The organism is Kribbella sp. VKM Ac-2569 (assembly GCF_004216905.1).
Classification (GTDB): Bacteria; Actinomycetota; Actinomycetes; order Propionibacteriales; family Kribbellaceae; genus Kribbella.
In genome coordinates, this window is record NZ_SGXJ01000005.1 from 467,264 (window position 1) to 493,843 (window position 26,580).

Below are 26,580 nucleotides of genomic sequence, written 5' to 3' on the forward strand. Positions count from 1 at the left end.
CGACGAACGAGGTGACCTGATGAAGCTTCTACTGGACGGCCTGGCCTTTCCCGAAGGCGCGCGCTGGCACGACGGCCGGTTGTGGTTCTGCCACTGGATCGAGCAGCAGATCGTCGCTGTCGACGCCGACGGCAAGACGGAGTCCTTCGAGGCTCCGGTCGAACGCCTGATGGGCTGGTCCGTCGACTGGCTGCCGGACGGCCGGATGCTGACCACCGGTGACAAGCTGCGCAGGTACGAGCCCGACGGCTCGATCACCGTGCTCGCCGAGCAGGGTGCGAACGAGATCGTGGTGGATGCCCAAGGCAACATCTATCTGGACGGCGCGGACTTCGACTTCTCCGGTGGCGAGGAGCCGGTTCCCGGCTGGATCAAGCTGGTCACGCCGGACGGCCAGGTGCGGCAGGTCGCGGACGACATCCAGTTCCCGAACGGAATGGTGCTGACGCCGGACGGCCGGACGCTGGTGATAGCGGAGTCGTTCGCGGGGCGGCTGACCGCGTTCGACGTCGAGCCGGACGGCGGGTTGTCGAACCGTCGCGTGTACGCCGAGAACCTCGGCCCGGACGGCATCTGCCTCGACGCCGAGGGAGCGATCTGGTGCCAGACCGGCGGCGAGGGCGTGGTCCGCGTCGCGGCGGGCGGCGAGATCCTCGAGCGCATCGACGTACCCGAGAACCGGGCGCCGTTCGCGCTCGGCCTGGTCGACTTCGACGGCCCGACGCTGTGCATCCTGACCGCGGAATGGCGGATGGCCGACAGCATCGCCGACAACCTCGGCCGGCTCACCAACGGCCCGCGGACCGGCCAGATCCACACGGTTCCGGTCGCCGTACCGCCGGTCGCTCGCTAACATCGCGGACATGGAGTGCTTCGCCGCCGGGCGTACCCGGCGCTGATCCCGGCCCACCGCCGCCTGCGCGCGTGCGGTGAGCCGGTCGCGCCTGCCCGGATTCTCCTTCGCTCGCGAGAGGCACACTCCATGCACATTCGTTCGTACGTCGACGCTGACCTGACCCGGCTCATCGACCTCACCATCGACACGTTCGGGCCGTTCTACGAGGAGTCGTTCCGGCCGCTGGTCGGCGACCTGATCTTCACCCGCCAGCACGGCGACTGGCGCGGCGACTACCGCAGGCAGGTCGCCGGGTTGCACGATCCGGCCGCACACAAGTACGTCGCCGTTGCCGTCGTTGACGACGTACCTGCCGGGTACGTCGCCTGGCATCTCGACACCGCCCGCCATCGGGCCACTGTCGAGATCTTGGCGGTCGCGCGCGAGCACCGCCGCTCCAGCATCGCCACCGCGCTCTGTGAGCACGCGTTCGCGGCGATGCGGGCCGAGGGCGCGGAGTACGTCGAGATCGGCACCGGAGGCGACGATTTCCACGCGCCGGCCCGTGCGTTCTATGAATCAATCGGATGTGTGAAATTGCCGGTGGCGGTGTACTTCCGTGAGCTGTAGTCGAACCTCACGCGCCGGAGCATGATGAAGGGATCAGGGCTGGGGGCTTTCATCGTGGTGAGGGGGAGGCATTGCCATGACCGACAACGGGCGGCCGTCGCTGGAAGAGTTGGACGAGTTGCCGGACGAGATGTCGCAGGAAGAGCAGGCCGGGTTGCTCGTCGAGCCGAGCTTCGACCATGACATCGAGAACGAGGCGGAGGAACTGGAGGCCGAGTTCGGGCCCGCCGAGGACGGAGAGTACGGCCGGGCGCGGGTAGCCGACGCGGAACCGACGTACTCCGGCGGGGCCGGATCATGAGCGGCCTCGAGGACATGATCCACACCGCCGAGCTCGACATCGGTCTCGGCGAGCCGAACAAGATCCAGAAGTGGTACCGCGACCGCAACGGCGCGGCGTTCAACGGCAACTTCGCGTGGTGCGACGCGTCGATCACGTTCTGGGCCTGGAACTCGGGCAACCAGGCCGCGGTGACGTTCGGCGGCGACTTCGCGCTGACAACGGCACACGCGAAGGCGTTCAAGAACCACAGTCAGTGGCACGTGGACATCGCGGGGATCCGGCGCGGCGACATCGTCTTCTTCGACTGGGACGGCACCGATCTCAAGTCGAGGATCGATCACGTCGGTCTCGTCACCGGGGTCAGCGGCTCGAAGGTCTACACGATCGAGGGCAACTACAGCAACAAGTGCGGCCGGCACACGCGGATGTCCAGCACGATCGCCGGCTACGGGCGGCCGTCGTACGTGCACTCGGCCGGGCCGCGCACCGGTTTCGTCACGTTCCCGGGCAAGTCGTTCTTCGTGATGGGCCGCAAGAGCCCGATCATCGCGGCGATGCACGAGCGGCTCGTGGCCGTCGGGTGCAACAAGTACGAGACCCAGACGAACAAGGACACCTGGGGCACCGGCGACCTCAAGTCCTACTCCGCCTGGCAGAAGAAGCTCGGCTTCTCAGGCTCGGTCGCCCAACCCGGCTCCGACGCCGACGGCATCCCCGGCAAGGAAACCTGGGACAAACTCAAGGTCCCGCGCACCTGACCCAACGACCCCTACGGTTTGGCGTTTTTGGCGACCATCCGGACCAGCGTGTCCGGCGGGATGACCTTGACGTGTGGGGCGAGGCCGTTGACGACGGTGAGAACGTCGTCGACGGACTTGCTCCACGCGTGCCAGACGACGATCGAATAGCCGGCCGTGGAGAACGGGTTGCGGGTCGCGGCGTTCAGTTCCGCGGTGACGGACGCTTCGTCGGCGCCGTCGAGACCCTCCCAGAGCATGGTCCGGGCGGAGATCACCGGCTTCCCCTCGGACCAGACCACTTTGCCCTTGAGACCGTCGTACCTCGAGTACTCGAGATAGATCAGACCGTCGATCTCGGGGCGTTTGAGGTACGACGACCACAGCCGGGTGTTCTCGAACGCGTCGAAGTCGATGATCTGCGCGACCGAGAGATCGGCCCGCCCCATGGCCCGGGCGAGGGACGCGGTGTGCTTGTCCAGCGCGGCGGTGGGGTAGCGGCTCGGGTACATGTAGCCGCCGCCCGACGGGCCGACCACCCAGCGGTCCTTCCGCGACTGGTCGTAGAACCAGCGCATCACCGACGGCGCGAGATCGATCAGCGACGGCGAGATGCCCCAGCCGAGGTCGACCTCACCCCGGCGCGGACTCCCGAACCACCGCGGATCGGTGGGAAAGTCGCCAAGAGCCCACTGAATGTTGTCGCCATCGGTGATTAGGAAGGTGACGTAATGCGCGTCGGGGTCCAGAGTCGGAGCTTGCGCCGGGACGTGCTGCGTCAGGCGGTCTTCGGAGATGCCTGACAGCACCGACAGGTTGCGGGCGTGGTCAGCGGGCAGCGCTTTGACGCCGGTGGCCGAGTTCACGCCGATGAAGGCGTCCTCGCCCGCCGAGGCATCGCCCCAGCCGATGACTGTGCCGTCGTCGTCCAGCGCGTCGACCACGTCGGCGCGGAACTCCGAGTTGCCGTCGAAGAAGGCGAGCGTCCCCGCCATCGTGACGTAGTCCCGGAGCCGCTCCGGGATGTCGGCGCGCTGCTCGACCACGACGTCGTGCCGCAGCCGGGGCCAGTACGTCTCGAACACCCAGCGGTCGTCCTTGTCCCGCACGTCCAGGACCTTCCGCAACCCGTTCCGGATCGCGAGTGCCTCCAAGCTTTCCTCGATCGCCACGGCACCCGTCACGCCGGCGAGCGTGGTCGCGACGTTGACCGACGGGGTGCCCGTACGAAAGAGAACATATCCGGGAACGCCGGACCGCTTGACGGTTTTCCACAGGTCTCCGGGACGCACCTGGACGCCGTACCGCGACACCAGGTCGTCGAGCCAGTGCTGGTACCCGAGCGTCGGCAGGTTCAGGTACAGCGATTCGCCGCCGCGCCGCGCCATCAGGCCCTGCAGCGTCGTCGCCAGGGTCCGCTCGGGCAGGCTCAGCGAATCCTCGGCGAACACGTTCAGCACCCGCGGCCGCTGTCCTTTGGGGTACGCAGACGGGTACGCCGACGTAGCAGACGCCGCTCCCGAAGGCGACTGACGCGAGACGGTCGCGGCGAGCCCCAGGCCTGCGGTGAGGCCCAGCGCACTGCGGCGGGAGAGCGTGCGGCGGCGATCGGACATGTGGTGCCTCCAGGGAGCGGCTGGTGGAATGTCCTACGTTGTCATCTGCCCGGCGACGATGTCACAGCCTTCACGCCATCACAAGACCTCAGCCCGGAATCGGCAGGTCATGATGCCGAAGCAGCTCAACCAGCGCCGGCACGCCGGCCGCCAGGTCGTACACCTCGGCGCGCAGCCCGACGCTCGAAGCGCTCGCCACGTTGTCCACGTTGTCGTCGATGAACAGCACCGACGAGGCGGGCAGATCCAGCGCGCCGAGGATCGCCCGGAAGTACGCCGGATCCGGCTTGGCCAGGCCGACGTCGCACGAGTAGAACGTCCGATCGAACCAGGCGCCGTACCCGCGCTCGTCCTGCATAATCGCCCGCCGGTACGCGTGCTGGTTGGTCGCCAGATGGCACCCGATGCCGGCCGATCGCAGCGACTGGATGAGCGTGATCACCTCGGGCTCCGCGACGAACCAACTCCACGGCTCGAGCGCCTCGTCGACGGACGCCGGCGAGTTCCAGCGCCGCAGTACGTCGGCCAGCGCGTCGCGGAAATCGACTTTCCCGAGCAGCGCCGGCTTCTCGGCCGCCATCAGGTCCGCGACGAATCCGTCGCCGTCCGCAGGTACGAGCGAGGTCAGCTGCGACCACCAGTCGCGGTCAGGACGTTGCACAACGCCATCGGCATCGAAGAGGACTGCGCTGGGACTCATGGAACCCAATCTTGTCATCGGAGGCTTGACCGGTTCAGTCGGTATGCGCTTACCTTGATGGCTACGTAAACATATGTGGACACCTTCCGGCGAAATCCAACAGAAAGCGCCAGGTGAGGCTATGACCTTGAGCAGAAGGCACTTCCTCGCGGCCGGCTCCGCCATAGCCGCCGCGGGTCTCACCGGCTGCGGTTCCCGCAGCTCGCTGGGCGGCTCGCACGAGCTCAGCATGTGGACCTGGGTCGGGTCCGTCAACGACGACCTGATCGGCCAGGCGGAGAAGTCGATTCCCGGGTACGACGGCATGAAGCTGGCGATGACCCGGATCGGCTCCAACTACAAGACCAAGGTACTGACCGCCCTGGCCGGCAAGTCTCTCGTCCCGGACATCGTCGCGATCAACGACGACGTCGCGACGTACTTCCCGAACGCCGACCAGTTCCACGACCTGAACGAGCTCGGCGCGAAGGACCTGGAGAAGGACTTCCTGCCCTGGAAGTGGAAGTGGGGCGTCACGCCGGAAGGCAAGATGATGGCCTACCCGATGGACACCGGGCCGACCGCGCTGTTCTACCGGACCGACGTCTTCGAGAAGGCGGGGATCGACATCGATCCGGCCGCGGTCGCGGAGCTGGCCCCGGACTGGGACACCTACATCGCGCTCGGCAAGAAGGTGAAACAGGCCGTGCCCGGCTCGTCGATCACCGACAACATCACGAGCATCTACAGCTACCGGATGGCCCAGCAGCCGAAGCGGTACATGACCGAGGACGGCCAGTACATCGGCGACCAGGACCACGTCCGCGAGGCGTTCGACCTGGCCGTCCGGGTGGTCAAGGAAGGCCTGTCCGCCAACGCGCAGAACGGTTCGACCGACGCTGACGCGGTGGTCACCAACGGCAAGCTCGTCGTGTTCAACGCCGCGGTCTGGTGGGCGCAGCTCGGCCCGAAGAACGCGGCTCCGAAGACGAAGGGACTCTGGCGGGTGACGGCGGCTCCTGGTGGTGCCGGCAACCGCGGCGGGTCCTTCCTCGCGATCACGAAGTACTGCAAGAACCCCGAGGCCGCGTTCGCGTTCATCAGCTGGCTCGAGTCGGCGAAGAACCAGGCCCAGGCGTTCCTCGATCCGGTGCTGTTCCCTTCCACACCGGCCAGCTACACCGATCCGAAGCTGTCGGCGCCGGACCCGTTCTTCGGTGGTCAGAAGATCGTCGACGTGTTCGCGGAGTCCGCGAAGAAGTACCCGGGCGCCTACTTCTCGCCGTACGACTCGATCATCGGTACGCCGATCAGCAACGAGCTGATCAACGTCGAGACGGCCGGCAAGAACCCGGACCAGGCCTGGGCCGACGCCCAGCACCAGATCGAGCGTGAACTGACCCGAGCGGGGGCGATCTGAGATGGCTGTCACCAGCAAGACTGCCCCGGCCGCGGTCACCAGGCCGTCCACCACCTCGGAGAAGCCGCCGAACAAGTACAAGCAGGCGCTCCCGCAGTACGCCGCTGTCTCGCCCTTCTTCATCCTGTTCGCGGTCTTCGGCGCGTTCCCGGTGCTGTTCTCGATCTGGATCTCGTTCCACTCCTGGGACGGCATCGGCCAGATGAAATGGGTCGCGCTCGAGCAGTACAACTACCTGCTCTCGGACCCGACGTTCTGGAAGGCGATCGGCAACACGCTGATCATCTGGGTGCTGTCGACCGTGCCGATGCTGCTGCTCGCGCTGGTGATCGCCAACGCGCTGCACAACGCCACCCGCTTCCGGACCTTCTACCGGATCGCCTACTTCATCCCGAACGTCACCTCGGTCGTCGCGGTCACCCTGGTGTTCGGTTCGATCTTCAGCAACAACTTCGGCCTGCTGAACGCCTTCCTGGAGTCCATAGGTGTCGGCAAGATCGAGTGGCTCACACAGCCGTGGGGGATCAAGATCGCGATCGCCACCATCGTCACCTGGCGCTGGGTCGGCTACAACGCGATCATCTACCTGGCCGGGCTGCAGGCGATCTCGGCCGACGTGTACGAGGCCGCCAAGGTGGACGGCGCGAGTTCGCGGCAGACGTTCTGGCGGATCACCGTGCCGATGCTGCGGCCGGTCATCCTGTTCACCGCGGTCACCTCGACCATCGGCGGACTGCAGATCTTCACCGAGTCCCGGGTGCTGTTCGGTGACACCGACAACATCGGCGGTCCGGGCGACGCCGGCCTGACGATCGTCTCGTACCTGTACCAGAGCGCGTTCATCAAGAACCAGTTCGGGTACGGCGCCGCGATCGGCTGGGCCCTGTTCATCCTGATCGTGCTGTTCAGCATCATCAACTGGCGGCTGATCGGCGGAAACGACGACGAACGACTGACCCGACGCGCCGCACGACGGGTGGAACGCCGGATCGCAGCCCAGAATGCCAAGAGGGAGGCCGCAGATGTCCGTTGAGCGCATTCGCACCGCCGTCGGTCACATCGTGCTGATGCTCGGCGTGCTGGTCTCGCTGTTCCCGTTCTACTGGATGGTGGTGATGGCCTCCAACACCACCCCGGACATCTTCGCCTACCCGCCGAAGCTCCTGATCGGCTCCCACCTGTTCGAGAACATGGGCAAGGTGCTCGACAACGTCGACTTCTTCGGATCGATGCTGCTCACCCTGATCGCGTCCCTCGGGGTCACGGTGCTGGTGCTGTTCTTCGACTCGCTGGCAGCGTTCGCCTTCGCGAAGTACGAGTTTCCCGGCCGCAACTTCCTGTTCGGCCTGCTGCTCGCGACCTTCATGATCCCGGCCCAGCTGTCGCTGGTGCCGCAGTTCGTGACGCTCGCCGAGTTCGGCTGGATCGGGTCGCTGAAGGCCCTCATCATCCCGGGCGCGGCCAACGCGTTCGGGATCTTCTGGATGCGCCAGTACGCCAAGGGCGCCATCCCCGACGAACTCATCTCGGCCGCCAAGGTCGACGGCGCCGGATTCTTCCGGCAGTACCTCACCGTCGGCCTGCCGGTGCTCCGGCCCGGTCTGGCCTTCCTCGGCATCTTCACCTTCATCAACGTCTGGAACGACTACCTCTGGCCGTTGATCGTGATGACCGACCCGAACCGCCTCACCCTCCAGGTCGCTCTCGACCAGCTGAACGGCATCTACGGCACCGACTACTCGATGGTGATGGCCGGTGCGTTGATGAGTGTCATCCCGCTGATCGGCGTCTTCCTGATCGGCGCCCGATCCTTCATCGCCGACCTGGCGGCGGGGGCCATGAAATTCTGACCTGCAACCACAATCACAACGGGATTTCTTTTGACTGACCACAAGCTCCGCTGGGGCATCATCGGCACCGGCAACATCGCTTCCCGGTTCGCCAGCCAGGTGCCGACGTCGAAGACCAACGAGGTCGTCGCCGTCGGCAGCCGGTCCCTCGAATCCGCGAACACCTTCGCCGACAAGTGGGACATCGCCAACCGGCACGGTTCGTACGACGACCTGCTCGCCGACAGCACAGTCGACGCCGTCTACATCGCCACGCCGCACCCGATGCACGTCGAGTGGGCGATCAAGGCGGCCGAGGCCGGTAAGCATGTGCTGTGCGAGAAGCCGCTCGCGATCAACCGCGCGTGGGCCGAGGCGATGATCGAGGCCGCCGTACGCAATGACGTCTTCCTGATGGAGGCGTACATGTACCGGTGCCTGCCGCAGACCAAGCTGATCGCCCAATTGGTCCGCGACGGCGAGATCGGCACCGTCCACCAGATCCAGGCCACGTTCGCGTTCGCGGCCGGGTACCGGCCGGAGAGCCGGATCTTCGCCGACGACCTGGCCGGCGGCGGCATCCTCGACGTCGGCGGTTACCCGGCGTCGATGGCCCGCCTGATCGCCGGCGCGGCCACCGGGCAGCCGTACGCCGACCCGGCCGCCGTCAGCGCGGTCGGGCACGTCGGTGAGACCGGCGCCGACGAGTGGACGGTGGCGACACTGTTCTTCGACGGCGGCGTCACCGCTCAGGTGAGCACCGGCGTACGGCTCGCCGATCAGAATCAGGTCCGGATCTTCGGCAGCGAGGGATACCTCGTCGTCGAGGACCCGTGGTTCGGCGGCGACGGCAAACCGACCCACGTCACCCTGCACCGGGTGGGGGAGGAGCCGCGGGACATCTCCGCGGAGCCGGCGTTGATCTACACGGCCGAGGCCGAGGCCGTCCAGGCGGCCATCCAGTCCGGGGCCAAGCAGGCGCCGGAGATGACCTGGGCGGACACCCTCGGGAACCTCACGGTCCAGGACCAGTGGCGGGCCGCGATCGGACAGCAGTACGCGAGCGAGCGGGACGACGCGATTATCCCGACCGCGACCGGACGGCCGCTCACCCGCCGCGAGGACGCCCCGATGACGTACGGCAAGGTGCCGGGCGTCGACCGGCAGGTGTCCCGGCTCGTCATGGGCGTCGACAACCAGCAGACGCTGCCGCACGCAGCGGTGGTCTTCGACGACTTCGTCGAGCGCGGCGGTACGACGTTCGATACGGCGTACATCTACGGCGGCGGACGCGGCGAGAAGCTGCTCGGGCAGTGGATGAAGTCGCGCGGCAACCGGGACGACGTCGTGGTGATCGGCAAGGGCGCGCATACGCCGTACTGCGACCCCGAGTCGATCACGCGGCAGCTGCACGAGAGCCTCGAACGGCTGCAGACCGACCACGTCGACCTGTACTTCATGCACCGCGACAACGAGGACATCCCGGTCTCGGAGTTCGTCGACGTCCTCGACGAGCACTTCAAGGCCGGCCGGATCAAGGCGTTCGGCGGCTCGAACTGGTCCACCGCGCGCTTCGACGAGGCCAACGCGTACGCCGAGGCGAACAGCAAGCAGCCGTTCACGCTGCTGAGCAATCACCTCAGCCTCGCGCGGGCGTACGACGTACCGTGGGCCGGCTGCCGGCACGTGGCGGACGACGAGTCGCAGAAATGGCTGCGTGAGCGGCAGGTCGCGCTGTTCCCGTGGTCGAGCCAGGCGCGCGGGTTCTTCACCGGACGGGCCAAGCCGGAGGACATCTCGGACCAGGAGCTCGTGCGCTGTTTCTACTCCGACGAGAACTTCCGTAGGCTCGACCGGGCACGGGAGCTGGCGGCCGCCAAGGGAGTCGAGCCGACCGCGATCGCGCTGGCCTGGTTGCTGCACCAGCCGTACCTGGTGTTCCCGCTGATCGGGCCGCGGCACGTCAGCGAGACACGGACCTCCACACCGGGTCTGTCGGTGACGCTGACGGACGAGGAAGTGGCCTATCTCACTGCCTAACTCATTGGCTAATCGAAGGCAGGCAGCCGAATTGGTCGTGTGCTGACACGCATGTAACATGGTCTGTCGGTGTCACGACCCTGAACACGGAGAATCATGTCTAAGAAGTGCGATGTCTGCGGCAAGCAGCCGACGTTCGGCAACAGCGTTGCCCGCCTGGGTAAGGGCGCGATGATCCGGCGGGTCAAGGCTCGTACGCCCCGCCGGTTCAACCCCAACATCCAGCCGGTCCGCGCGATCATCAAGGGCACGCCCACCAAGATGAAGGTGTGCACCTCCTGCATCAAGGCCGGCAAGGTCCAGCGCGTCGTCGGCTGATCTGAAGCTTTCCTCCGTGTAGGGCCTTTCGATAGGCGCCCGGGTCTGACCCGGGCGCCTATTCGTGTCTCCTCGCGACGACCGTGATCTCGTTCCGGTTGTGGTGCAGCTGCCGGGCGTGCAGTACGTCGTACCGCTCGCCGAGGACCTCGATGCCGCGGCGGGCGCCGTCCAGCGGGTTCTTGCCGCCGCCCTTCAGCGTCACGACCGCGAGGCCGCCGCGCCGCAGGTGCGCCGCCGCGTCCAGCATCATCCGCGCGCTCGTCACCTGGTCCATCCGCATGTCGTTCACCGCCACGTCGAACCGGACCCGGTTCGCCGCGAAGAACCGGCCCGCCGTCGTCGCCTCGTGATGGATCCGGCGATCACCGCGCAGCCGCGGATCCAGCGAACCCGGGTCGACCGACCACACCTCCTGCCCGTGCAGCCGTAGGATCCGCGTCCACCCGCCCGGTGAGGCGCCGAGGTCGACCGCCTTCCCGCCCTGTGGCAGCTCCAGCCCGAAGGTCGCGATCGCCTCTTCCAGCTTGAACTCGGACCGCGACACCCGCTCGTCACCCCGGGCCAGCCGCATCCGCCCGCCCGGCCAGTCCGACAGGCTGTCCGCAAGCCGGTTCAGCCCGAGCAGCACCGCCTTCCGCCCCGTGAAGCACGAGACGACGTACTCCTGCCCGGAACGCGTGACGGCCACCCCGCGGCCGGCCAGCGCCTCCTCCAGACGGTGGTAGTACGACCCGCCGGTGCCGGCCGCATCGGTCCAGGCCTGTACGGCGAGCGCCTTCGGGTACTCGGGCAGCTCACCCAGCACCACCTCGGCCAGCTCGTACTCCGGCGGCAGCTCCTCGAAGCTCGCGATCTCCACCGTCAGATGCCGGACGAACATGATCCGCCCCGCATCACACGCCGCCGCGAACGCCTCTACAGACGGCCCATCCACCCGCCCGAGCTCGGCGCCGACCCGCTGGACCCGCACGTCCCGCCCGAACTCGCCCCGGATCTCCCGCACAGCCAACTCGTAACTCTCGGCCGCGGCCGAGAACAACACACTCCTGCCGCCGCTCACCCGCGAACCGTATCGAACGTCCACGCGTTAGCCTTCCGGGCGTGGAGGAATTGACCGTTGACGTGCTGCGGGCCTGGGCCCGGACCGCACTGGCCGACCTGGCCCGGGCCCGGACCGAGATCGACGAGCTGAACGTGTACCCGGTGCCGGACGGCGACACCGGCACCAACCTCTACCTGACCTGGGAAGCCGCCTGCGAGGCGCTGCCCAAGGGCGAACTGACGTTCACCGAGGCGATCCAGGCCTTCGGCCGCGGCGCCCTGCTCGGCGCCCGCGGGAACTCCGGCGTGATTACCTCCCAGCTGATCCGCGCCTGCGGCCTCCGCCTCGACGAGAACCTCCCGCACCAGCAGACGGACGGCGTCCTCGCCGACCCGCGGATGAGCGAGGCAGCCGCCTTCGCCGATGCCCTCAAGTTCGCCGCCGACGCCGCGTACGGGGCCGTCGCGCAGCCGGTCGAAGGCACGATGCTCACCGTCGCCCGCGCCGCCGCCACCGGCGCGATGACCGCTGCCAACGACGGCAAGACCCTCGCCGACGTCTGCCTCGCCGCGGTCGCCTCCGCCCGCCAGGCCCTCACCAGGACGACCGACCAGCTCGACGTATTGCGGCATGCGGGCGTCGTCGACGCCGGAGGAGCAGGCCTCGTCGTGATCCTGGGCGCGATGGAATCTGTGCTCACCGGGCAGCACGTTAGCGTCGACGTACCGGCGAGAGTCGAACCGCAGGGTGAGAGCGCCGAGAGCCAGGACGGACCCGCGTACGAGGTGATGTACCTGCTCGACGCGCCCGACGACAAGGTCGGCGACTTCCGGCAGACCCTGGCCGCGCTCGGCGACTCCGTCGTCGTGGTTGGCGGCGACGGGCTCTGGAACGTCCACGTCCACACCGACGACGTCGGCGCCGCGATCGAACAGGGCATCGACATCGGCCGCCCGCACCGGATCCGGGTCACCCACTTCGACGACCAGGCGCACCACCACGAGCCTGCGCCCGGCCGCGCGGTGATCGCGGTCGTCGCCGGCGAAGGACTCGCCGGGCTGTTCGCCGAGGCCGGTGCCCGGATCATCCGCGGCGCCCCCGGCCGCCGCTGCTCCACCGGCGAACTGCTCCAGGCGATCGAGCAGTCGCAGGCGCCCGAGATCGTGATCCTGCCCAACGACCAGGACTCGATCGCGGTCGCCGAGGCCGCCGCCACTGCCGCCCGCCAGGACGGGATCCGGGTTGCCGTGATCCCCACCCGCGCCCAGGTACAGGGCCTCGCGGCGATCGCCGTCCACGACCCGGACCGCAGCTTCGACGACGACGTCGTACACCTCTCGGCCGCCGCCGGACAGACCCGGCACGGCGCCGTCACGATCGCGGTCAAGGACGCCTGGACGATGGCCGGCCGGTGCCGGATCGGCGACGCGCTCGGAGTCGTCGACGGCGACTTCGCGCTGATCACCGGCGACCTCGAGGAGGCGGCGCTGGAGGTCGTCGACCGATTGCTCGGCGGCGGTGGCGAGCTGCTCACGATCGTCACCGGCCGCGACGCCGATCCGGCTCTGGCCGAGGCTGTGGAGCGGCACGTACGCCGGCAACGCAAAGATGTCGATGTCGTGGTGTACGACGGAGGACAGGACAGGTATCCGCTCCTGATCGGGGTCGAATGAAAACGGACATGGACCGCAAGCTCCGGGACTTCCTCGGTGCCAAGACCGCCAAGACCTTCTCGGACGTGCTCGAGATCGAGACCGTCGGCGAGTTGCTGCGGCACTACCCGCGGCGGTACCTGAAGAAGGGCGAGCTGACCCCGTTCGACGAACTCGAGGTCGGCGACCAGGCGACCGTCAACGGGCGGGTCAAGAAGGTCACGGCCCGGGCGCTGGACACCAAGGTCGAGATCCGGCCCGACGACGTCCACAAGTTCCGCAAGAAGCGGACGATCACCAAGGTCGTGGTCACCGACGGCCGGAACGACATCGAGCTGGCGTTCTTCAATCAGCCCTGGCTGCTGACCAAGCTGACGCCCGGCACCGCCGCCCTGTTCTGGGGCGAGGTGACGATGTTCCGCACCACCATGCAGCTGAAGAATCCCGGCACCGAGGTGCTCGACGAGGAAGACCTCACCGAGGCCGAGATCGAACGCCGGGCACGGCCGTTCCGCCCGCTCTACCCGGCCACCTCGAAGTTGCCCACTGCAACGATCGAGCGGTCGGTCAAGATCGTCCTGGACAGCCTCGACGACCGCGTCGACGACCCCGTCCCGGACCTCGTCCTGCGCAATGAGAAGCTCATCGGTCTCCGGGATGCCCTGCAGAAGGTGCATCTTCCGGACACCGAGAAGGACATCCACGACGCGCAGCAGCGGTTCCGGTTCGAGGAGGCGCTGGTGATGCAGACGATCCTCGCCCAGCGCCGCGCGGTGATGGACGCGCAGAGCGCCGTACCGCGGCCACGGCAGGCCGGTGGGCTGCTCGACGACTTCGACCAGCGGCTGCCGTTCGAGCTGACCGAGGGCCAGACCGAGGTGGGGGAGGAGATCTTCGCCGACCTCGCCCGGGCGCACCCGATGCACCGGCTGCTGCAAGGCGAGGTCGGCTCCGGCAAGACCGTGGTCGCGCTACGGGCGATGCTGTCCGTGGTCGACAACGGCGGCCAGGCCGCCCTGCTCGCGCCGACCGAGGTACTGGCCGTCCAGCACCACAAGACGCTCACCAAGATGCTCGGCGACCTGGCTGAGCAGGGCATGCTCGGCGGCGCGGAACATGCCACCAAGATCGGTCTGCTGACCGGTTCGCTGAACGCGGCCTCCCGCCGTACGGCGATGCTCGACGCGGCCAGTGGCGCCGCCGGGATCGTCGTCGGGACGCACGCGCTGCTCGAGGACAAGGTCCAGTTCGCGGATCTCGGGCTGGTCGTGGTCGACGAGCAGCACCGGTTCGGGGTCGAGCAGCGGGCCGCGCTGAGCGCGAAATCCGGCGAGAACACGCCGCACGTGCTGGTGATGACCGCGACACCGATCCCGCGGACGGTGGCGATGACGGTGTTCGGCGACCTCGCGGTCTCGACGCTCACCCAGCTGCCGGCCGGGCGGTCGCCGATCCAGTCGTCGGTGGTCCCGGCGAAGGAGCGGCCGGACTGGCTGCAGCGGGCGTGGGTGCGCGTCCGCGAGGAGGTCGGCAAGGGCCACCAGGCGTACGTCGTGTGCCCGCGGATCGGGGACGACGTCAAGAACGCGAAGGACGAGGAGGGCGAGCTCCTCGAGACCGATGAGGGCGGGAAGAAGCAGGCCCGCCCGCCGATCTCGGTGATGCAGGTGTCCGAGGCGCTCGCGGAGATCCTGCACGACCTGCGCGTCGAGATCCTGCACGGGCGGTTGCCGGCCGAGGAGAAGGACGCGGTGATGTCCCGGTTCGCGGCCGGCGACATCGACGTACTGATCGCGACCACGGTCATCGAGGTCGGCGTCGACGTACCGAACGCCTCGACGATGGTGATCATGGACGCCGACCGGTTCGGCATCTCGCAGCTCCATCAGCTGCGCGGCCGGGTCGGGCGGGGCAAGGTGCCCGGGCTGTGCCTGCTGGTCACAGACCTGTGGGCGGGTTCCAAGTCGTACGGGCGCCTGGAGGCGGTCGCGTCGACGACCGACGGGTTCGAGCTGTCGCGGATCGACCTGGAGACCCGCCGCGAGGGCGACGTGCTCGGTGTCGCGCAGTCCGGGCGACGCAGCAGCCTCAAACTGCTCAGTGTGCTGCGGGACGAGGACATCATCCTCGCGGCCCGGCACGAGGCCACCAGGATCGTCGGGGTGGACCCCGCCCTGTCCGAGTTCCCGGAGTTGCTCGCGATCGTCCGAAGCGCCCTGCAGTCCGAAACCACCGAATACCTGGAGAAGCATTGACTGTGTTGAATGCCGCGCCTCCGGCGCGGGGGTCACGGGGCTTTTACTCCCGTTCTTCCCTCGTCGCTCCGGTCGCTTCGCTCCCTCCGCTCCTCAGTCCAGAACGGGAGGCCCCGTGACACGGATAGTCGGGGGAGTGGCTGGTGGGCGGCGGATCGACGTACCGGCGGGGAGTGGGACGCGGCCGACGGCGGATCGGGTGCGTGAGGCGTTGTTCTCGTCGCTGGAGTCGGAGTTCGGCAGCTTCCACGGGCTCGCGGTCCTCGATCTGTACGCCGGATCGGGCGCGATCGGGCTGGAGGCGCTGTCCCGGGGGGCCGCGAAGACCGTGCTGGTCGAATCGGACCGGAAAGCGGCCGAGGTGATCGCGGCCAACATCAAGGTCGTAGGGCTGCCTGGAGCGACGCTGCTGACCCGGCCCGTGGAGAAGGTGACAGCGGGTGATGCTCCTGCGGTGTTCGACCTGGTCTTCGCCGACCCGCCGTACAAGCTGGAGACGGCCGAGCTGCAGGACGTGCTGACCGACCTGGTGGCGCACGGCTGGCTCGCCGACGACGCAGTCGTGGTCGTCGAGCGCGGGAAGCGGGAGCCGTGGGACTGGCCCGAGGGGTTCGCCGCGCTGCGCGACCGCAAGTACGGCGAGGCCCGTCTTTGGTACGGTCACCGCCATGGTTAAGGCGGTCTTTCCAGGGACCTTCGACCCGCCGACAGTCGGGCACCTCGACATCATCACCCGGGCGGCTGCGGCCTTCGACGAGCTGATCGTCGCGACCGGGGTGAACCAGTCGAAGAACCGGCTGTTCGGGCCGCAGGAGCGGATCGAGATGCTCACCGAGCTGGTCGAGCCGTTCCCGAACGTCCGGATCGGCTCCTTCGAGGGCCTGGTGGTCGACTACTGCCGGGCCGAGGGCGCCGGCGTGATGGTGAAAGGCCTGCGCTCGGCGGCCGACTACGACTACGAACTGCAGATGGCGCAGCTGAATCGGCGGATGACCGGCGTCGACACGTTCTTCCTGCCGACCGCGCCGGAACACGGCTTCATCTCGTCCAGCTGGGTCAAGGAGATCGCCCGCCTCGGCGGCGACGTCAGCACGTTCGTGACGCCGGCTGTTCACGCACGGTTACTGAACACGCTGTGAGTGTCCCCGGATTGGGCGCAACGCCGGGGAGTTGGTAGTGTAGATCACCGGTCTCGACGAGACCGAGTTCTTGCCTGCCCACGCCTGAGGGGGATGTTCTGAGCGTCTTGGACCCGCGGTCCCCACTCGTGATCGATACGCACGAGCTGAGCCGCCGCGCAGGGTCCCAACGCGAAGTCACCTTCTCGAGCCCGGCGCCGGCGGAGCTCGGAATCGACGTGATCGGCGTCCCTGAAGGCGATCCGATCCAGTTCGATCTACGGCTGGAATCGGTGGTCGAAGGGGTGCTCGTCACCGGAACGGCCAGTGGTCGTCTGGTCGGGGAGTGCGCGCGGTGCCTGGTCGATATCGAGGACGAGTTCCTCGCTGACGTCCAGGAGCTGTACGTCTACCCGGAGAGCGAAGCCGAGCCGGACGAGGCCAGCCGGATGGAGGGCGATCTGATCGACCTCGAGCCGGCGCTGAGGGACCAGGTGGTGCTCGCACTGCCGTTCCAGCCGTTGTGTACGGACGACTGTCCGGGTCTGTGCCCCGACTGCGGGGTACGCCTGGCGGACGAGCCCGGCCACAAACACGAGGACGGGTCCGACCCACGCTGGGCCGCCCTCGGCGGACTGCTCAGGCAGGACGAGCAGGACTGAAACAGCTCCACCGCAACACCGAAGTACCGCACCACTGAAAACGTCAGACTGAGCCGGCCGGGTCCACCAGCCCCCGGCCGAACCGAGGAGTCATAACCGTGGCCGTTCCGAAGCGGAAGATGTCGCGCAGCAACACCCGGAGCCGCCGGGCGCAGTGGAAGACGACTGCCCCGTCGCTGGTCACCTGCGTGAACCCCGCCTGCCGCGCGAAGCACCTGCAGCACACCGTCTGCCCGAACTGCGGCCAGTACGGCGCCAAGGGTGAGCGCCGCCAGGTCGTCGAGAGCTAAACGGCAACCTTCACAGTGAACTCTGCCAACGAAACGGGGCTCTACGCCGAGCTGAACCAGCGGCTCGGCGTATCGCTGGCTGACGAACTGCTGGAGCACGCCTTCACCCACCGCTCGTACGCGTACGAGAACGGCGGGCTGCCGACCAACGAGCGGCTGGAGTTCCTCGGGGACTCCGTGCTCGGCGTCATCGTCACGGAGTCGTTGTTCCGGAACCACCCTGACCTGTCCGAGGGCCGACTGGCCAAGCTACGGGCCGCGGTGGTCAACATGCGTGCGCTCGCGGGTGTCGCCCGCGAGCTCAAGCTGGGCAAGTACCTGCGGCTCGGCCGCGGCGAAGAAGCCACCGGCGGCCGCGACAAGTCGTCGATCCTTGCCGACTGCGTCGAGGCGCTGATCGGTGCCGTGTACCTGGACCGCGGCTTCGAGGTCGCGGGCGGCGTCGTGCACCGGCTGTTCGACGACCTGATGGAGTCGTCGGCCCGGCTCGGCGCCGGCCTGGACTGGAAGACGTCGCTGCAGGAGCTGGTCGCCCAGCTCGGCGTCGGCGTCCCCGAGTACGTGATCGCGGAGTCCGGACCGGACCACGCGAAGACGTTCGAGGCACGGGTCCGGATCGGCTCCGACACCTACGGCCACGGCATCGGCCGGAGCAAGAAGGAAGCCGAGCAGCAGGCCGCCGAGACCGCCTGGAAGGCCCTGCGCGCCGCGCATCCGGACAGCGTGGACCCCTCGCAGTCCTGAAGTGCCGGAGCTGCCTGAGGTAGAAGTCGTACGGCGGGGTCTGGTGGAGTTTCTCGCCGGACGGACCATCGAGACCGTCGAGGTGCTGCACCCCCGCCCGGTACGGCGTCATGCCGCCGGGCCGGAGGACTTCGTCTCGCGGCTCAAGGGGCAGGTTTTCGCCGAGCCGGCCCGGCGCGGCAAGTACCTCTGGCTGCCGTTGACGTCCGGTGACGCGGTATTGACACACCTCGGAATGAGCGGTCAGTTCCGGGTCCAGCCGGTCGGCGCGCCCGACGAGCCGCATCTCCGGGTCCGGTTCCGGTTCGCCGACGACGGCGGAGAGGTCCGTTTTGTGGACCAGCGGATGTTCGGTGGTCTGTCGTACTCCGAGGGCGGTGCCGAACTGCCCGCCGAGATCGCCCACATCGCCCGTGACCCGTTCGATCCTCTGTTCGATCCGGAGCTGGCGACGGCGAAGATCCGCCGCCGCCGGACCGGGCTCAAACGAGCGCTGCTGGACCAGACCGCGATCAGCGGAATCGGCAACATCTACGCCGACGAAGCGTTGTGGCGGGCCAAGCTGCACTACGCCCGGGCGACAGAAACGCTGAAACCCTTACAAATAAGGGGAATCCTGGAGCAGGCGCAGGCCGTGATGGCCGAGGCACTGACCGTTGGTGGCACCAGCTTCGACGCCCTGTACGTCAACGTGAACGGGGAATCCGGGTACTTCGAGCGCGGCCTGAACGTCTACGGGCAGGAGGGATCGCCGTGTCCGCGGGACGGCCGGCCGATCCGTCGCGAGCCGTTCATGAACCGTTCGTCGTACCGGTGCCCGAAATGTCAGCCGGTCCCGCGCCATGTCCGCTGGTGAGCGAGGTATCGTTAATAAACGTGGCCCAGGTTGACCCGTCGCCCTCGCCGGTGTCACCCTGAAAGACGGCACACATTTTCGGCGCTCCCTGATGACCCCGATACGGAGCGCGACCGGCCAGAACCCTTCCGGAGGACAGCACAATGGCCAAGGCTCTTCTAGGGCATCTTGGAGGCACTGACCCGCGCATGCTCGAGCAGGTTCGTCTGCTCAACCGGCGCGTCGCAGATCTGGAGGCGCACGTGATGCGGCTCCAGGCAGAGAACGACCACCTGGTGGCCCAGATCCACGAGGGTCGGCTGCTCACCGTCGACGAGGCCCTGCGCACTCCTGCTTCGGTCTGACGCCAGCAGATTCAATCTCGACCGTCCGCACTACGCTGCAGAACGGCGGTGGCCCCCGTCCGGGCCTCCGCCGGTTGTAGGTTCACCGATTGTTGTGCACCCAAACCACTTGCCGGCCATCTCTCAACGGCCTGGCCTCCGCTGGATTCCGCGGATCTCTTTGTAGACTGCGAAGCGGAACACCTTCCCCCGGGTAGCGGCAGCGTGACGTACAGCTACGGCGGTTCCTCCGGTACCGTCTGTCCTTTCACGGGTTGGAGAGCTTCGCCTTGTACCTGAAGAGCATGACGCTCCGAGGCTTCAAGTCGTTCGCGTCCGCGACGACGATGAACTTCGAACCAGGCATCACCTGCATCGTCGGGCCGAACGGCTCCGGCAAGTCCAACGTCGTCGACGCGCTGGCCTGGGTGATGGGTGAGCAGGGCGCCAAGTCGCTGCGCGGCGGCAAGATGGAGGACGTCATCTTCGCCGGCACCTCCGGCCGCGCCCCGCTGGGTCGCGCCGAGGTGGTGCTCACCATCGACAACGCCGACGGCGCCCTGCCGATCGAGTACGCCGAGGTGACGATCAGCCGGACGATGTTCCGCAACGGCGGGTCCGACTACCAGATCAACGGCCAGAACTGCCGCCTGCTCGATGTCCAGGAGCTGCTCAGCGACTCCGGGATCGGCCGCGAGATGCACGTCATCGTCGGTCAGGGCCAGCTGGACTCGATCCTGCGCGCCACGCCGGAAGGCCGCCGCGGGTTCGTCGAGGAGGCCGCCGGCGTCCTGAAGCACCGCAAGCGCAAGGAAAAGGCGATCCGGAAGCTGGAGGCCACCGAGGGCAACCTGCACCGGCTCGGGGACCTGATCCAGGAGATCCGCCGTCAGTTGAAGCCGCTCGGGCGCCAGGCGGAGGTGGCGCGCCGGGCGGTGACCATCCAGGCCGAGGTCCGCGACGGCCGGGCTCGGCTGCTCGCCGACGACATCGTCCAGGCGCAGTCCGCGCTCGAGGCGGAGCTGCGGGACGAGGCGGCGCTCACGCAGCGGCGTACCGAGACCGAGGCGAAGCTGCGCGAGGCCCGCGATCTCGAGGCGGAGCTGGAGGACGCGCTCCGCGAGGACGCGCCGGCCCTGCAGGCCGCCCAGGACACCTGGTACCAGCTGTCCGGCTTCGGCGAGAAGATCAAAGGTACGGCGCGGATCGCGGCGGACCGGATCCGCTCGCTGAACGACGAGGCCGAGGACGGCCCACGGTCGGGGCGGGACCCCGAGGAACTCGAACTGGAAGCGGCCCGCGTCCGCGAGACCGAGGCGCAGATCGAGGCCGAGGTCGAGGCGCATTCCGAGCTGCTCGCCGAGTCCGTCGAGCGCCGCCAGCAGCTGGAAGCCCAGGAGGCCGAGGAGGAGCGCCGGATCTCGGCGCTGATCCGGGCCGCCGCGGACCGCCGCGAAGGACTGGCCCGTCTGACCGGCCAGGTGAACGCGCTGAAGAGCCGCGCGGCCGCCGCCGAGTCCGAGATCGGCCGGCTCGCCAACAACCGGCGTGAGGCCGAGGAACGGGCCGCGAAGGCTCAGCACGACTTCACCGCGCTGGAGACCCAGGTCGCCGGGCTCGACGCCGGCGAGAAGGGGCTCGACGACCAGTACGAGGCCGCCCAGGCCGTGCTCGACGAGATGGACGAGCGGCTGGCGAAGCTGCGAGCCGAGGAGCGCGACGCCGAGCGTGAGCGCACCGGTCTGGCTGCCCGCAAGGAAGCGCTTGAGCTCGGTCTGAACCGCAAGGACGGGGCCGGCGCGCTGCTGGCCGCGTCGGAGCAGGTCAACGGGCTGATGGGCTCGGTCGCCGCCCTGCTGAGCGTGCGGTCCGGGTACGAGACCGCGATCGCTGCGGCGCTCGGCGAGGCCGCTGACGCGGTCGCCGTCACCCACACCGACGCGGCGCTGCACGCCGTCGGCCACCTCAAGGAGCACGACCTCGGCCGCGCCGGGATGCTCCTCGGCGACGCCCCGGCCGACGACTACGCCATGTGGCCGGCGCTGCCGTATGGCGCGTCGTACGCCGTGGATGTCGTGGAATGCCCGGAGACCCTGCGGCCCGCCCTGCGGCGGCTGCTGCGCAAGGTCGCGGTCGTCGACGACGTGGACGCGGCACGATCCCTGCTGCGGAACCTGCCCGACGTCACGTGTACGACGCGTGTCGGCGACGTACTCGGAGCTCATTTCGCGTACGGCGGGTCGGATGCGGCGCCGAGCCTGATCGAGGTGCAGTCCGCGGTCGACGAGGCGACGGAGAAGCTGACCGAGGCGACGGCGCGGAGCGAGCGGCTGCGGTTCGAGCTGCAGGGCCTTGAGGACGAGCGGAGCCGCCAGAAGGAGTCCGTCGAGATCACGCTGGCCCGGCTGCACGAGTCGGACGCGTCGATGGCGGCGGTGGCCGAGCAGCTCGGGCACTTCGGATCGCTGGCGAAGGCGTCCCGCGGCGAGGCGGAGCGGATGGCCGAGGCGATCGCGGCCGCCGAGGAGGAGCGCGACCGGAACCTGTCCGGTCTGGCCGAGCTCGAAGAGCGGCTGACGGACGCCGAGGCGTTCGACGAGGACGGCGACGAGCCCGACACCTCGCAGCGCGACCGGCTGGCCGAGGAGGCCAAGGCGGGGCGTGCGGCCGAGATGGAGGCGCGGCTGGCGTTGCGGACCACCGAGGAGCGGGCCCGGGCGCTGTCCGGTCGCGCGGACTCGCTGGAGCGCGCGGCCCGGCAGGAGCGCGAGGCGCGGGCCCGGTCGATCGCGCGGGCAGCACGCCGGGCGCGGCAGGCCGAGGCGGCGAACGCCGTACACCTGGCTGCTGGTCACGTGCTGGCGCGGCTGGAGTCGTCGCTGCAGCTGGCGGCGGCCGAGCGGGCGGCGATTCAGGCTCAGCGGGCCGACCGTGAGCAGGCTCTCGCCCAGGCGCGGTCCGCGACGCGGAACCTCAGCTCCGAGCTGGAGCAGCTCACCAACACCGTGCACCGGGACGCGCTGGCCCGAGCCGAGCAGAAGATGCGCCTGGAGCAGCTGTACGAGAAGGCGCTCGGCGAGCTCGGTATCGAGGTGGACGCGCTGGTCACGGAGTACGGACCGGACCAGCTGGTGCCGCCGGTGCCTTCACAGGACGAAACCTTGGAGCTCGAGGCGGAGCCGTTCAACCGGACCAAGGTCGAGAAGCGGCTCAAGCAGGCCGAGCGTGCGCTGAACCAGCTCGGCAAGATCAACCCGCTCGCGCTCGAGGAGTTCGAGGCGATGGAGGAACGGCACCGGTTCCTCTCCGAGCAGCTCGAGGACCTGAAGAAGTCCCGGCGCGACCTGATGGACATCGTCAAGGAGGTCGACGACCGGGTCGAGCAGGTCTTCACCGAGGCGTACCGGGACGTCGAGATCGCGTTCGAGCACGTCTTCAGCCGGCTGTTCCCGGGTGGTGAGGGCCGGCTCGTGCTGACCGACCCCGACGACATGCTCTCCACTGGTATCGACGTCGAGGCGCGCCCGCCGGGCAAGAAGGTCAAGCGGCTGTCGCTGCTGTCCGGTGGTGAGCGTTCGCTGGTCGCGGTCGCGTTCCTGGTCGCGCTGTTCAAGGCCCGCCCGTCGCCGTTCTACATCCTCGACGAGGTCGAGGCCGCCCTGGACGACACCAACCTCGGCCGCCTCCTGGAGATCTACGAGGAACTCCGCGAGAACAGCCAGCTCCTGGTCATCACTCACCAGAAGCGCACCATGGAGGTCGCCGACGCCCTCTACGGCGTCACCATGCGCGGCGACGGCGTCTCCGCCGTCATCTCCCAACGCATCCGCGAACCCGAACCGGTCTAGGAGCGGCCGATCAGGCCGTGATCGTCATCGAGGCCAGTTCGTCGTTCTTGGTCTCGAAGGTGAAGTGGGAGGGGCCGTTGAAGCCGTCTCCGCCTACCTGGGTGAGGATTGTCAGGGGGTTGCCGGGGGTGGTGACCTGGGTGTCGGTGAAGGTGACGCGTTTGCCGATCAGTTCGTTGTCGCTCCAGGAGCGGATCCGGTCGTGGCCGCGGAACTCGCGGCCCCAGTCGTTCACGTAGCCGTCCGCGGCGAACGCCGCCACGAACGCGTCGTTGTCCAGGGCGTCGATCGCGTCGAGCGCGCGCTGAACCGCTGCGGGAATCTCTTGGCTCATGCCGACGACGATATCGCTCCAGGGTGAACCGATCGGCGGATCGGCACGTATGGCGGGTGACGTTCGGACCCGATCGGGGGAGCCTGTGATGAAGCCTGTTGTGAAGCGTGTGATGAGCGGTTTGGCTGTTGGTGTGCTCGGGCTGTCCGGGTTGACTGCATGCGGCAGTGACGACTCGCCGACCTCGAGCAGTTCGTCGAGTGCGGCCGCAGTGAAGTTGGCGACCGCGACGGTCGGCGACTACGGCAAGGTCATTGTCGACGGCAACGGACGGACCGTGTACGTGTTCGACAAGGACACCTCCGGTACGTCGAACTGCTCGGGCGACTGCCTCGCCAAGTGGCCGGTGGTGCCGGCCGGTGACGGTACGCCGCAGTTCGACGGCATCGACGCCTCCCTGGTCAGCACCGTCACCCGCGCCGACGGCACCATGCAGCTGGCGATCAATGGGCTGCCGCTGTACCTGTTCGCCAGCGACAGCGAGGCCGGTGAGGCCAAAGGACAGGCCGTCGGCGGCGTCTGGTGGGTCGTCGGCGCGAACGGTCAGAAGATCACCACCGAGCCGGGTGGTTCCGGCAATGGCTACGGTTACTGATCTGGCTGGTGCTGTCGTGGTGTGGGCGCCCGCTGATCCCGGTATCGTGCGGTCGGTGGCTGACAACCCAGGGCCGCACGACGCCGAGACCCTGATCCGGGCGCTGTACGCCGAGCACGGCCGCAGCTTGCTCGCGTATGCGACCCGCCTCACCGGCGACCGGGCCGCGGCCGAGGACGTCGTACAAGAGACGCTGCTGCGGGCCTGGAAGCACGCGGACGACCTGACCAGCGGCAGGGGGTCGGTGCGGGGCTGGCTGCTGACGGTGGCGCGCAATCTGGTCACTGACCGGGCACGTGCTCGTGCGGTGCGTCCGACCGAGGTGGCGGACGTGGTGGACAGGCCACCGGTCACAGGGGACCACTCCGAGTCCGTGGTGAACACCATGGTGGTGATGGACGCGCTCGACAAGGTGTCGCCCGAGCACCGCGAAGTACTCGTGCAGCTGTACTACCGCGGCCGCTCCGTCGCAGAGGCTGCCAAAGAGCTGGGTGTTCCACCCGGTACCGTGAAATCGCGTTCGTATTACGCCCTCCGAGCTCTGCGCGCGGTGATGGCAGGGAAAGGAGCGGAGGTGTCCTATGAGTGAGCACGACCGTACGCAGTTGGGCGCCTACGCCCTCGGCGCTCTGGAGCCGGCCGAGGTAGCGGCCGTGGACGAGCACCTGGCCACCTGTGCGGAGTGCCGCGCGGAGCTGGCTGAGCTGACCGAGATGAAGGACTTCCTGGGAGAGGTGCCACCGGAGGCGTTCCTGGAGGGACCACCGGAGGGTGGCGACCTGCTGCTGCAGCGCACGCTGCGCGAGATCCGCGAGCCCCAGCGACAGGAGCCCCAGGCCAAGCCCAAGCGGCGCTCGCGTTGGCTGCTGATCGCGGCCGCGGTTGTCGTGGTGGCTGGTGCGCTCGGCGGAGGCGTCGTACTGGGCCGGTCTACTGCACCGGACACCGATCAGCCTGTCGCCGGCTCCAAGCAGGTGACGACGTCGGACACGACCACCGGTGCCACCATGGCCGCCACAGTGGAACCACGGGCGGGCTGGAGCTGGGTGAGGGTGCAGGTGAGCGGTCTGAAGGCCGGGGACCAGTGCGAGATGGTCATCACCGATAAGGCCGGCAGGAGCTGGGTGGCGGGCAGTTGGCTGGTGTCCGAGAAGGCTGCCAAGAGCGGGAGCGCGTTCGGCGGCGGTGTGCTGACTCCGATCGACCAGGTGCGTTCTGTGGAGATCAGGACCGTGCAGGGAAAGCACGTGGTGACGGCCACGATCTAGCCCCGTTGAGCGGCGCGAGAGGATGGAGCTGTGGCTACTACCTCCGAGGACCTGCGAGAGCGCCGGAAGAACGCGGCGGACAACTGTGAGCGTTGGCTCGGCCAGCGGCGGGTGCCCGCAGCTGACCGGCTGCGTCACCTTGCAGATGTCGCAACCGACGATCTGGTCGATGCCTACGGCAACGGTGGTGAGGTAGCTGCGCTGGAGCAGGAGGTGGCCGAGCTGCTGGGCAAGCCGGCCGCGGTGTTCCTGCCGACAGGCATCCTCGCTCAGCAAGGTGTGCTGCGGGTGTACGCCGACCGTGCGGGCATCAGCCGGGTAGCGGTCCACGGGCTCGCGCACCTGCTGGTGCACGAGCTGAACGCGCTGGAAGAGGTGCACCACCTGCGGATCGAGCGGCTGACGTCAGAGCCGCGTCAGCCGCGACCGGACGAGTTGGCCGCGATCCCGGGCAAGCTGGCCGCGGTGACGTTGGAACTGCCGCTACGCGATGCGGGGTTCGTCCTGCCGACCTGGGACGAGCTGGTCGTCTTCTCGGAGTCCTGTGCGGAGCGCGGTGTACCGCTGCATCTGGACGGCGCGCGGCTGTGGGAGAGCACGCCGTACCTGGAGCACAGCCTGGCTGAGATCGCAGCGCTGGCGTCGACGGTGTACGTGTCGTTCTACAAGGTGCTGGGCGGTATCAGCGGTGCAGCGCTCGCCGGGCCCGAGGACGTGATCGCAGAGGTACGGCGGTGGCAGCGGCGCCTCGGCGGCAACCTGTACTCGCTCTTCCCGTACGCCGTGTCCGCGCGACACGGCCTCCGGACGGTACTGCCGCTGATGGACGACCTCCACCAGCGGGCCGTCGAGGTCGCAACGGCCTTGCAGGGCGAAGGTTTCCGCGTCTTCCCGGAGCCGCCGCACACCAACTCGTTCCGGGTCTACGCGCCGCGTGCCGCCGAGTCGATCGAGCAGGCTGCCGTCGAGCGGATGGAGCGGACGCACGAGTCTCTGTGCGGTCCGTGGCAGCCGGCCGACGTACCTGGGTGGTCGTGGGTCGAGCTGGTGATGACGCCGGCGTCGCTGGAGTGGCAGATCGACGAGATCGCCAAGGCGTTCGGGGAACTTCTGGCGCGCTGAGAACGTCAAGCACTGTGTTGGGTGTGGGGATCTGGGGAGAGAAGTGCTGACATTCGTCGTCACCATGGTGGTTCTGCTGGT

The 26,580-nt window shown here is 68.2% G+C and carries 27 protein-coding genes; 23 read left to right on the forward strand and 4 right to left on the reverse strand.

Annotated features, from left to right (window positions below; all coding sequences use genetic code 11):
- Nucleotides 1–19: 19 nt before the first annotated feature.
- The 4 genes from EV649_RS33195 (at nt 20) to EV649_RS33210 (ending at nt 2,506) form a co-directional block, all read left to right on the forward strand.
- Entirely contained in the window at nt 20–853 is an 834-nt protein-coding gene (locus EV649_RS33195) for an SMP-30/gluconolactonase/LRE family protein (protein WP_130387601.1), read from the forward strand.
- A gap of 129 nt (nt 854–982) precedes the next feature.
- Nucleotides 983–1,465 (forward strand): GNAT family N-acetyltransferase, encoded by a 483-nt coding sequence (locus EV649_RS33200; RefSeq protein ID WP_130387602.1) that lies wholly within the window; start codon nt 983–985, stop codon nt 1,463–1,465.
- A gap of 76 nt (nt 1,466–1,541) precedes the next feature.
- Nucleotides 1,542–1,766: a hypothetical protein gene (locus EV649_RS33205; RefSeq protein ID WP_130387603.1), complete on the forward strand. Its 225-nt coding sequence runs from the start codon at nt 1,542–1,544 to the stop codon at nt 1,764–1,766.
- On the forward strand, nt 1,763–2,506 hold the full coding sequence (locus tag EV649_RS33210) for a peptidoglycan-binding protein (protein ID WP_198682826.1): 744 nt from the start codon (nt 1,763–1,765) through the stop codon (nt 2,504–2,506). The genes EV649_RS33205 and EV649_RS33210 overlap by 4 nt, the downstream gene beginning before the upstream one ends.
- An 11-nt stretch (nt 2,507–2,517) precedes the next feature.
- Here EV649_RS33210 and EV649_RS33215 read toward each other — a convergent pair whose 3' ends face one another.
- Nucleotides 2,518–4,101: a GxGYxYP domain-containing protein gene (locus tag EV649_RS33215; protein WP_130387604.1), complete on the reverse strand. Its 1,584-nt coding sequence runs from the start codon at nt 4,099–4,101 to the stop codon at nt 2,518–2,520.
- Between the two features lie 88 nt (nt 4,102–4,189).
- On the reverse strand, nt 4,190–4,801 hold the full coding sequence (locus tag EV649_RS33220; protein ID WP_130387605.1) for an HAD-IA family hydrolase: 612 nt from the start codon (nt 4,799–4,801) through the stop codon (nt 4,190–4,192).
- A 121-nt stretch (nt 4,802–4,922) separates the two neighbouring features.
- Here EV649_RS33220 and EV649_RS33225 point away from each other — a divergent pair, with 121 nt between their 5' ends.
- The 5 genes from EV649_RS33225 to rpmB all read left to right on the forward strand — a co-directional run bounded on the left by EV649_RS33225 (nt 4,923) and on the right by rpmB (nt 10,387).
- Nucleotides 4,923–6,200, forward strand: a complete 1,278-nt coding sequence (locus EV649_RS33225) for an extracellular solute-binding protein (RefSeq protein ID WP_130387606.1) — start codon at nt 4,923–4,925, stop codon at nt 6,198–6,200.
- Between the two features lies 1 nt (nt 6,201).
- Nucleotides 6,202–7,233: a sugar ABC transporter permease gene (locus tag EV649_RS33230; RefSeq protein ID WP_130387607.1), complete on the forward strand. Its 1,032-nt coding sequence runs from the start codon at nt 6,202–6,204 to the stop codon at nt 7,231–7,233.
- The gene (locus tag EV649_RS33235; protein WP_130387608.1) at nt 7,223–8,050 is read left to right on the forward strand and encodes a carbohydrate ABC transporter permease; all 828 of its coding nucleotides are present in this window, start codon (nt 7,223–7,225) and stop codon (nt 8,048–8,050) included. The genes EV649_RS33230 and EV649_RS33235 overlap by 11 nt, the downstream gene beginning before the upstream one ends.
- 30 nt (nt 8,051–8,080) lie before the next feature.
- Nucleotides 8,081–10,069 carry an aldo/keto reductase gene (locus EV649_RS33240; RefSeq protein ID WP_130387609.1) on the forward strand — a complete coding sequence of 663 codons (1,989 nt, stop codon included), beginning with the start codon at nt 8,081–8,083 and terminating at the stop codon, nt 10,067–10,069.
- Between the two features lie 96 nt (nt 10,070–10,165).
- Complete coding sequence (rpmB, locus tag EV649_RS33245) at nt 10,166–10,387, forward strand: 50S ribosomal protein L28 (protein WP_130387610.1); 222 nt, start codon at nt 10,166–10,168, stop codon at nt 10,385–10,387.
- 58 nt (nt 10,388–10,445) lie between these two features.
- On the opposite strand, the gene EV649_RS33250 is transcribed toward rpmB, so the two are convergent.
- Complete coding sequence (locus EV649_RS33250) at nt 10,446–11,450, reverse strand: SAM-dependent methyltransferase (protein WP_241998986.1); 1,005 nt, start codon at nt 11,448–11,450, stop codon at nt 10,446–10,448.
- A gap of 41 nt (nt 11,451–11,491) precedes the next feature.
- Here EV649_RS33250 and EV649_RS33255 point away from each other — a divergent pair, with 41 nt between their 5' ends.
- From EV649_RS33255 to smc, 10 genes are all read left to right on the forward strand, one after another.
- Nucleotides 11,492–13,105: a DAK2 domain-containing protein gene (locus tag EV649_RS33255; RefSeq protein WP_130387611.1), complete on the forward strand. Its 1,614-nt coding sequence runs from the start codon at nt 11,492–11,494 to the stop codon at nt 13,103–13,105.
- A gap of 8 nt (nt 13,106–13,113) precedes the next feature.
- A complete protein-coding gene (gene recG / locus EV649_RS33260; RefSeq protein ID WP_241998988.1) occupies nt 13,114–15,339 on the forward strand; it encodes an ATP-dependent DNA helicase RecG in 2,226 nt (741 codons plus the stop codon).
- Nucleotides 15,340–15,454: 115 nt separating this feature from the next.
- Entirely contained in the window at nt 15,455–16,015 is a 561-nt protein-coding gene (rsmD, locus tag EV649_RS33265) for a 16S rRNA (guanine(966)-N(2))-methyltransferase RsmD (protein ID WP_130387613.1), read from the forward strand.
- Nucleotides 16,008–16,478: a pantetheine-phosphate adenylyltransferase gene (gene coaD / locus EV649_RS33270; RefSeq protein ID WP_130387614.1), complete on the forward strand. Its 471-nt coding sequence runs from the start codon at nt 16,008–16,010 to the stop codon at nt 16,476–16,478. The genes rsmD and coaD overlap by 8 nt, the downstream gene beginning before the upstream one ends.
- A gap of 128 nt (nt 16,479–16,606) precedes the next feature.
- Nucleotides 16,607–17,119, forward strand: a complete 513-nt coding sequence (locus EV649_RS33275) for a YceD family protein (RefSeq protein ID WP_241998990.1) — start codon at nt 16,607–16,609, stop codon at nt 17,117–17,119.
- 98 nt (nt 17,120–17,217) lie between these two features.
- Nucleotides 17,218–17,409 carry a 50S ribosomal protein L32 gene (gene rpmF / locus EV649_RS33280; protein WP_130387616.1) on the forward strand — a complete coding sequence of 64 codons (192 nt, stop codon included), beginning with the start codon at nt 17,218–17,220 and terminating at the stop codon, nt 17,407–17,409.
- A gap of 15 nt (nt 17,410–17,424) precedes the next feature.
- The gene (gene rnc / locus EV649_RS33285; RefSeq protein WP_130387617.1) at nt 17,425–18,153 is read left to right on the forward strand and encodes a ribonuclease III; all 729 of its coding nucleotides are present in this window, start codon (nt 17,425–17,427) and stop codon (nt 18,151–18,153) included.
- 1 nt (nt 18,154) lies between these two features.
- Nucleotides 18,155–19,009, forward strand: a complete 855-nt coding sequence (gene mutM, locus EV649_RS33290; RefSeq protein WP_130387618.1) for a bifunctional DNA-formamidopyrimidine glycosylase/DNA-(apurinic or apyrimidinic site) lyase — start codon at nt 18,155–18,157, stop codon at nt 19,007–19,009.
- A gap of 188 nt (nt 19,010–19,197) precedes the next feature.
- On the forward strand, nt 19,198–19,353 hold the full coding sequence (locus EV649_RS33295; protein WP_238151152.1) for a hypothetical protein: 156 nt from the start codon (nt 19,198–19,200) through the stop codon (nt 19,351–19,353).
- 269 nt (nt 19,354–19,622) lie between these two features.
- The gene (smc, locus tag EV649_RS33300) at nt 19,623–23,180 is read left to right on the forward strand and encodes a chromosome segregation protein SMC (protein WP_198682848.1); all 3,558 of its coding nucleotides are present in this window, start codon (nt 19,623–19,625) and stop codon (nt 23,178–23,180) included.
- A gap of 10 nt (nt 23,181–23,190) precedes the next feature.
- Here the strand turns inward: smc and EV649_RS33305 are convergent, their stop codons facing one another.
- On the reverse strand, nt 23,191–23,514 hold the full coding sequence (locus EV649_RS33305) for a nuclear transport factor 2 family protein (protein WP_130387621.1): 324 nt from the start codon (nt 23,512–23,514) through the stop codon (nt 23,191–23,193).
- A gap of 88 nt (nt 23,515–23,602) precedes the next feature.
- On the opposite strand from EV649_RS33305, the gene EV649_RS33310 reads away from it, so the two are divergent.
- From EV649_RS33310 to EV649_RS33325, 4 genes are read left to right on the forward strand one after another with little or no spacing between them, the layout of a single operon-like run.
- Nucleotides 23,603–24,109, forward strand: coding sequence for a hypothetical protein (locus EV649_RS33310; protein ID WP_198682827.1), 507 nt, complete (start codon nt 23,603–23,605; stop codon nt 24,107–24,109).
- Nucleotides 24,110–24,164: 55 nt separating this feature from the next.
- Nucleotides 24,165–24,698: a sigma-70 family RNA polymerase sigma factor gene (locus EV649_RS33315; protein ID WP_277875724.1), complete on the forward strand. Its 534-nt coding sequence runs from the start codon at nt 24,165–24,167 to the stop codon at nt 24,696–24,698.
- Entirely contained in the window at nt 24,691–25,377 is a 687-nt protein-coding gene (locus EV649_RS33320) for a zf-HC2 domain-containing protein (RefSeq protein WP_130387624.1), read from the forward strand. Before EV649_RS33315 ends, EV649_RS33320 begins: the two co-directional genes overlap by 8 nt.
- A 30-nt stretch (nt 25,378–25,407) precedes the next feature.
- The gene (locus EV649_RS33325; RefSeq protein WP_130387625.1) at nt 25,408–26,499 is read left to right on the forward strand and encodes a beta-eliminating lyase-related protein; all 1,092 of its coding nucleotides are present in this window, start codon (nt 25,408–25,410) and stop codon (nt 26,497–26,499) included.
- Nucleotides 26,500–26,580 lie beyond the last annotated feature (81 nt).